The 6,478-nt window shown below is 71.5% G+C and carries 8 protein-coding genes; 4 read left to right on the plus strand and 4 right to left on the minus strand.

Annotation, left to right across the window (positions count from 1 at the left end; translation table 11 throughout):
* The 4 genes from HW445_RS14835 to HW445_RS14850 form a co-directional block, all read left to right on the plus strand.
* Positions 1–372 (plus strand): GMC family oxidoreductase (locus HW445_RS14835; RefSeq protein ID WP_218956993.1); only part of this gene is annotated, 372 nt, incomplete at its 5' end.
* Complete coding sequence (locus HW445_RS14840; RefSeq protein WP_180221490.1) at positions 369–1,643, plus strand: sugar MFS transporter; 1,275 nt, start codon at positions 369–371, stop codon at positions 1,641–1,643. The genes HW445_RS14835 and HW445_RS14840, both read left to right, overlap by 4 nt.
* Positions 1,640–2,035, plus strand: coding sequence for a glyoxalase/bleomycin resistance/extradiol dioxygenase family protein (locus HW445_RS14845; protein WP_180221491.1), 396 nt, complete (start codon positions 1,640–1,642; stop codon positions 2,033–2,035). Before HW445_RS14840 ends, HW445_RS14845 begins: the two co-directional genes overlap by 4 nt.
* A 98-nt stretch (positions 2,036–2,133) precedes the next feature.
* Entirely contained in the window at positions 2,134–2,901 is a 768-nt protein-coding gene (locus tag HW445_RS14850) for a hypothetical protein (RefSeq protein WP_180221492.1), read from the plus strand.
* A gap of 177 nt (positions 2,902–3,078) precedes the next feature.
* Here the strand turns inward: HW445_RS14850 and HW445_RS14855 are convergent, their stop codons facing one another.
* The 4 genes from HW445_RS14855 to HW445_RS14870 all read right to left on the minus strand — a co-directional run bounded on the left by HW445_RS14855 (position 3,079) and on the right by HW445_RS14870 (position 6,331).
* The gene (locus HW445_RS14855; protein ID WP_180221493.1) at positions 3,079–3,969 is read right to left on the minus strand and encodes an amino acid ABC transporter permease; all 891 of its coding nucleotides are present in this window, start codon (positions 3,967–3,969) and stop codon (positions 3,079–3,081) included.
* A complete protein-coding gene (locus tag HW445_RS14860) occupies positions 3,966–4,610 on the minus strand; it encodes an amino acid ABC transporter permease (RefSeq protein WP_180221494.1) in 645 nt (214 codons plus the stop codon). Before HW445_RS14860 ends, HW445_RS14855 begins: the two co-directional genes overlap by 4 nt.
* A gap of 19 nt (positions 4,611–4,629) precedes the next feature.
* Positions 4,630–5,514, minus strand: coding sequence for a glutamate ABC transporter substrate-binding protein (locus HW445_RS14865; RefSeq protein ID WP_218956995.1), 885 nt, complete (start codon positions 5,512–5,514; stop codon positions 4,630–4,632).
* A gap of 61 nt (positions 5,515–5,575) precedes the next feature.
* A complete protein-coding gene (locus tag HW445_RS14870; protein ID WP_151770096.1) occupies positions 5,576–6,331 on the minus strand; it encodes an amino acid ABC transporter ATP-binding protein in 756 nt (251 codons plus the stop codon).
* Positions 6,332–6,478: the final 147 nt, after the last annotated feature.

The following is a 6,478-nucleotide window of genomic DNA, read 5'->3' on the forward strand; positions in this document are numbered from 1 at the left end:
CCCGCCGACCACCACACGCTGCGGCTCGCCTTCCGCAGGACCGCCCGGCTGCTGTTCGCCGCGGGGGCCGTGGAGCTGCTGCCGCCGACCAGTTCCGCCGGGCCGCTGCGCTCGGAGGCGGACGCGGCGGCCTACTGCGAGCGGGTCCGGCCCGCCGACTGGGAGCTGGTGTCGGTGCACGGCATGGCGAGCTGCCCGATGGCGCTGCCGGAGCGCGGCGGGGTCTGCGACGAGACGGGCCGGCCGCACGGCTTCTCCAACCTGCACCTGTGCGACGCCAGCGTCCTGCCGGGCGCACCGGGCATCAGCCCGCAGGGAACGATCATGTCCTTCGCCCATGAGATCGTCAGCCGTCACCTGGAGGCGACATGACCGACCGTTCCACGGCCGCACACCCGGCCGCGCCGCCGGCGAGGCCGGACGCCCCGTTGTTCAGCCCGTCGGCCGTGGTCGCCTCCTGTGCGGCCTTCGTGCTGATCGGCGCGCTGCAGGCGCTGTACGGTCCCGCCATCCCCGCCTTCCGCGACCGGTTCGGGCTGTCCCCGGGTGCGGCCGGACTGGGACTGAGCGCGCACTTCGTCGGCGGGGTGGCCGGCGTGCTGCTGTTCGACCGCCTCTTCGGCAGGATCGGCAACCGCCGGATCCTCGGCTCCTCGTACCTGCTGATGGCGGTCGGCGCGGCGGGCTTCGCGCTGGCGCCGAGCTGGCCGGCGGGCCTGGCCGCGGCGCTGCTGGCCGGCCTGGGCTTCGGCGGCATCGACTACGGACTCAACCAGTTGTTCGCCGTCGGTTTCGGGCACCGCTCGACCGCCATGCTGAACATCCTCAACGCGCACTTCGGCGTGGGGGCGATCCTCGGCCCGGCGCTGGTCGGCCTGGCGGGCGCCGACCGCTATCCGGCGGTCTTCGTCGGCTTCGCCCTCGCCAACCTGCCGCTCCTGCTGTGCCTGAAGGGCGTCCGCGACCAGGCCCCGCCGCCGGCCGCCGACGACGGCCGGGGGCAGAGGGCACCGGTGGTGGCACGCAGCCTCGGCTCGGTGCTCGCCGTCTTCGTCGCGCTCTACGTCCTGCACGTGGGCATCGAGGCGGGCGTCGGCGGCTGGGAGCCCACCCATCTGGAGACGGTCGGGTACGGGGCCGGGGTCGCCGCCACCGCCACCTCCGTCTACTGGCTGATGATGACGGTGGGCCGGTTCCTGGTCGCGCCGATCGCGCTGCGCTTCTCCCCGCAGGCCGTCATCACGGTGTCCTGCGCGGGCATGACGGTGTGCCTGGTGCTGGCGAGCGTGCCGGCGCTGGCCCCGTACGCCTACGCCGGTGTGGGTCTGTTCATCGCGCCGATCTTCCCGACCGGTCTGCCCTGGCTGCACAAGGCCGCCCCGCGGGCCCGGCGGGCCGGGGCGCTCGTCATCGCCGCCTCCATGGGCGGCGGTATCGTGGCGGGCCCGGCGCTGGGCAAGGCGATCGAGTGGTCCGGGGTCCGCGTGGTGCCGCTGCTGCTGGGCGCGGTCTCGGCACTGTGCCTGGCGGCCACCCTCTGGCTGGTCCGGGCCACGCGTCCTCCGCGGGCGCCGCTCCCGGACGCCCGGCCGCCGGCCCGCCCGTCCACCAGTCCCGAACCGAAAGCCGGACCGCTCCCATGACCATGTCCCTGCGCCTCGAACTGTTCGTCGAGGACCTCGACGCGTTCGTCGGCTTCTACACCACCGTCCTCGGCTTCCGCCTGACCGAGGACCGCCGTTCCCTGCCCGAGCCGTACGCGGCCGTCGCCCGGGACGGCGTCCGGGTCGGCGCCGCTCCCCAGTGGGCCGACGTCGACCGGGCGGCCCGCCGGGTGCCCACGGGGGTGGAGATCGTCCTGGAGGTGGACGACGTGCGGGCGGAGTACGACCGGGTGGTCGCCACGGGTCACCCGGTCGCCGAGCAGCTCCGGAGCCGGCCGTGGGGCCTGACCGACTTCCGCCTCCACGACTGCGACGGCCACTACCTGCGCGTCACCGAGCGCGCCCAGGACCCCTCGTCCGCGTCGTCCTAGGGCGTCCGCGGGCCGTCCGCGGGCGGCCCGCCGATTTGCCGTGCACATTTCAGAGGGGCGGTCGAACACCGGAAGGGTGCCCGATAGGCTGCGCGCCCATGAATACCGTCGCACTGTTCGTCGCTCTCTCCGTGGCCGCCCTGTGCGCGGGCGCGGCACTGGGCTGGCTGTTCCGCGGCCGCCTCGCCGACCGCCGGCTCCGCCGCAAGCAGGCCTTCTTCGGACTGCCCGACAACGCGGAGTCGCTGCTGGTCGTGAACCGTGACCCGGGGGCCGGCCCGGAGCTCACCGTGGTGCGGCACGACGCCTTCGCGCTGCTGGAGCTGGCCGGGGTCGTCAAGGAGTGCAACGCCCACGCCCAGCTGGTCGCGCACGACGCGGCGCAGCAGAGCTTCGGCGAGCGCACGGAGTTCTGCGTGGGCGGCCCCGGCGCCAACCGGCGGCTGGCGGCGCACCTGCACTCGCTGCTGCCGGGCGTGCGGATCAACACCGAGCCGGACGCGGGCCCGGACCGCGGGGCGTACCAGATCGGTTCCGAGCGGTACCGGATGGAGCCCGGCACGGAGGAGTACGTGCTGCTGGCCCGGCTGACGGCGGGCCAGGGCAGAGCGGCGCGTCCGGTGTTCCTCTTCTGCGGACAGCGCGCCATCACCAACCAGGCGGCCACCCGCTACCTCGCCCGTCACCACGAGAAGCTGGCGCGCAAGTACGACGGCGGGTCGTTCGTCCTGCTGCTCAAGGTGGTCAACTCCGCGGCCTACGGCGCGGACGTGGTCGAACTGGTGGGCGATGTGACCAAGGCGGCGCAGTCGGCGCCCCCGGTGAAGCCGCTCCAGACGCAGCCCAAGCACCGGGCGGGTTCCTGAGGTGGAGCCGCTCCGCGGGGGGCCGGTGCCGGGCGGCCGGGCCCGGACCCGGCCGGCGCACAGCTGACCTTCTCCCCGTCGGGGACCGACCGTCCTGCGGACGGTCCGCCACCGCGCGAGCAGTGATCTCCGGCTGCTGCCGGGCGGATCCAGGGGAGCCCTGTGAGCCGCCGCTCCCTACGGCCTGTCGGCCGTGGGCGGGGCCTCGCCCGGCAGCAGCGGTCCCGGTCCGGCCGGGGTCACGTCGATGGCCTCGGTCTTGGGATTGCGCCGCTGGCGCCGGGCGACCCACCCGGCGAACCAGGAGAGCAACATGCACATCCCGATGTAGATCGGCGAAATCACCATGACCACGGGGATGAAAGGCAAATCATAGTCAAGGTTCGACGCGATGAGTTTCCCGGCATGGAGAAACTCCTCGTACGTGATCAGGAAGCCCAGTGAGGTGTCCTTCAGGGCGACCACCAGCTGACTGATGATCGAGGGGAGCATGGCCCGCGCCGCCTGGGGCGCGAGGACGTAGGTCATCACCTGGGTCTTGCGCATGCCGAGCGCGTAGGCGGCCTCCCGCTGACCGCGGTCCACCGAGTTGACGCCCGAGCGGAAGACCTCGGCCAGCACCGAGCCGTTGTACAGGGTGAGGCCCGTGACCAGGGCGGGCAGCGGCTGCACCTCGAGCGCCACGAAGACGAAGAAGATCATCACCAGCACGGGCATCGCCCGGAAGAATTCCACCACCAGGGTGGAGACCCAGCGCAGGACCCGGTGCTCGGAGAGCCGTCCGACGGCGAGCAGGCAGCCCAGCAGGAGCGAGAGGACCGCGGCGATCGCGAACGCCTTGAGGGTGTTGCCGAGCCCGCGCAGCAGCAGTTCCTGGATGCCCTTGTACTGGAACGGCGCCCACTTGGCGGCCTCGAACTGGCCCGTGTCCACCAGCAGGTACACCAGCCAGCCGAGCAGCGCGAGGATCAGCAGGGAGGCGCCCACGCCGTAGAGCCGGTGGCGGGCTTGGGCCTTCGGGCCGGGGATGTCGTAGAGGGCGGTGGTCGTGGGCGCGTTCGCGGTCATCGGGGCACTCCCCACTTGCGCTCCAGCACGTTGAAGATCGCGCTGATGGCGAGGGTGATGATCAGGTAGCCGACGGCGATCCAGACGAAGGTCCAGATCACGTCGTATCCGAGTTCGCCCAGCGTCTTGTAGGTGCCGAGCAGTTCGGTGACGCTGAAGGCGCCCGCGATGGCGGAGTTCTTGGCCAGCGCGATCAGGGTCGAGCCGATCGGCGGGATGACGGTGCGGAAGGCCTGCGGCAGCACCACGTTCGACAGGGTCTGGCTGAACGTCATGCCGAGGCTGCGGGCCGCCTCGCCCTGCCCGCGCGGCACCGTGTTGATGCCCGAACGCAGCGCCTCGCAGATGAAGGCCGAGGTGTAGCAGCCGAGGGCGAGCACCGCGAACACGTTGAAGGGCAGGACCAGGCCGAAGCGCGGCAGGCCCAGCAGGACGGCGAAGAACAGCAGGGTCAACGGCGTGTTGCGCAGCACCGTCACCCAGACCGTGCCGATGACCCGCAGCGATCCGACCGGGGCGACCCGGAAGGAGGCCATCACGAAGCCCAGCGCCAGGGCGAGCAGGGAGGCGAAGAAGGTGAGCTCGACGGTGCCGAGGAACCCTTCGCCGTAGACGGAGAAGTTGTCGGTCAGTACGTTCACGTCAGGTTCCGGTCCTCGCTCAGCCCGCCGGGTAACGGTCGATGGGAGGGGGTTCGGGCGCCGGCACGCCGGACAGGCCGAGCGTGGCCTCGTAGGCCCGCTGCCAGTCGCCGTTCCTCTCCCGCTCCTCCAGGGCGTCGTCCAGGGCGAGCCGCAAGGCGTTGTCCTCCCTCGGGACGCCGATGCCGTAGGGCTCCTCGGAGAAGGGCCTGCCCACCACCTTCAGTTCCTCGGGCACCTTGGCGGCGTAGCCGATGAGGATGGCGTCGTCGGTGGTCACGGCGTCGACCTGATAGGTCAGCAGGTTGTCCACGCAGATCGAGTAGGAGTCGTAGGCGACCAGCTCGGCCTCCGGGAACTCGTCCCGGATCCGCTGGTAGGGGGTGGATCCGGACGCCGAGCAGACCCGCTTGCCGACCAGGTCCTCGGGGCCCCGGATGTCCTCCTCGTCCTTGCGGACCAGAAGTCCCTGGCCGGCCAGGTAGTAGGGCCCGGCGAAGCCGACCAGGTTCTTGCGGTTGTCGTTGATGGTGTAGGTGCCGACGTAGAAGTCGATCTGCCCGTTCTGGAGCGCCGTCTCGCGGTTGGCGGAGGCGATGGTCTTGAACCGGATCCGGTCCGGGTCGAGGCCCAGCGAGGCCGACATCATGCGGGCGATCTCGATGTCGAAGCCGGTGAACTCGCCGGAGGCCGGGTCCCTCTCCCCCAGGAACGGCTGGTCCTCCTTGGCCCCGACGACGAAGTACCCGCGGCGCTCGGCGCGCCGCCACGTCGGCGACTCGGGCAGCCGGAAGTCCTCGTTCACCTGGTAGGTGGGCAGTTCGTCCTGGGACGGGCCCTTCACCGGCGGGCTGCCGTCCTTGCCGCAGGCGGCCGCGGCGAGGACGAGAGCGGCGGCGAGCAGCGCGCGGACGGCGCGGGAGGCACGGGTGCGGCGGGCGGGGTTCTTCACGGCGCGCCCCCGGTCAGTGCTTGAGGATCTTGGAGAGGAAGTCCTTGGCCCGCTCACTGCGCGGGTCGGTGAAGAACTCCTCGGGCGGGCGGTCCTCGACGATCCTGCCGTCGGCCATGAAGATCACGCGGTTGGCGGCGGACCGGGCGAAGCCCATCTCGTGGGTGACCACCACCATGGTCATCCCCTCACGGGCGAGCTGCCGCATGACCTCCAGGACCTCGTTGATCATCTCCGGGTCGAGCGCGGAGGTCGGTTCGTCGAAGAGCAGCGCGGTGGGCTCCATCGCCAGGGCGCGGGCGATCGCCACGCGCTGCTGCTGCCCTCCGGAGAGCTGCGCCGGGTACTTGTCGGCGTGGGCGGCGAGCCCCACCCGTTCCAGCAGTTCGCGCGAGCGGCGGTCGGCGTCCTCGCGCTTGCGGCGGCGTACCTTGATCTGGGCCAGCGAGACGTTCTGCAGGACCGTCTTGTGGGCGAAGAGGTTGAAGGACTGGAACACCATCCCGACCTCGGCGCGCAGTTCGGCGAGCGCCCTGCCCTCCTCGGGCAGCGGCCGTCCCTCGAGGTGGATGGCTCCCGACTCGATGCTCTCCAGCCGGTTGATCGCCCTGCACAGGGTCGACTTGCCGGACCCGGACGGTCCGATCACCACGACCACCTCCCCGCGGGAGACGGTCAGGTTGATGCCCTGGAGGACATGCAGGTCGCCGTAGTGTTTGTTGACGTCGCGCAGTTCGATCAAAGGCTCGATCAGAGGATCGAAGGCCATGCCCAGCCCCATTGCTCATCGCCGTGTCGTAGGCTCCGTAAACTATCCGGGACCGCCCGATATGTGACGCAGACACGCACTTCGGGCACGGTGCTCCGGGCGCCGGCGAAGGCGCCCTCCACCAGGGGCGGCGGCGTCCGCGCGGGC

The organism is Streptomyces sp. UH6, assembly GCF_013421635.1.
Classification (GTDB): Bacteria; Actinomycetota; Actinomycetes; order Streptomycetales; family Streptomycetaceae; genus Streptomyces; species Streptomyces abyssomicinicus.

Coding starts and splice junctions, on each gene's coding strand:
- HW445_RS14850 (WP_180221492.1), top strand. CDS start 2,134: ATGAATACCGTCGCACTGTTCGTCGCTCTCTCCGTGGCCGCCCTGTGC.
- HW445_RS14855 (WP_180221493.1), bottom strand. CDS start 3,969: ATGACCGCGAACGCGCCCACGACCACCGCCCTCTACGACATCCCCGGC.
- HW445_RS14845 (WP_180221491.1), top strand. CDS start 1,640: ATGACCATGTCCCTGCGCCTCGAACTGTTCGTCGAGGACCTCGACGCG.
- HW445_RS14840 (WP_180221490.1), top strand. CDS start 369: ATGACCGACCGTTCCACGGCCGCACACCCGGCCGCGCCGCCGGCGAGG.
- HW445_RS14870 (WP_151770096.1), bottom strand. CDS start 6,331: ATGGCCTTCGATCCTCTGATCGAGCCTTTGATCGAACTGCGCGACGTC.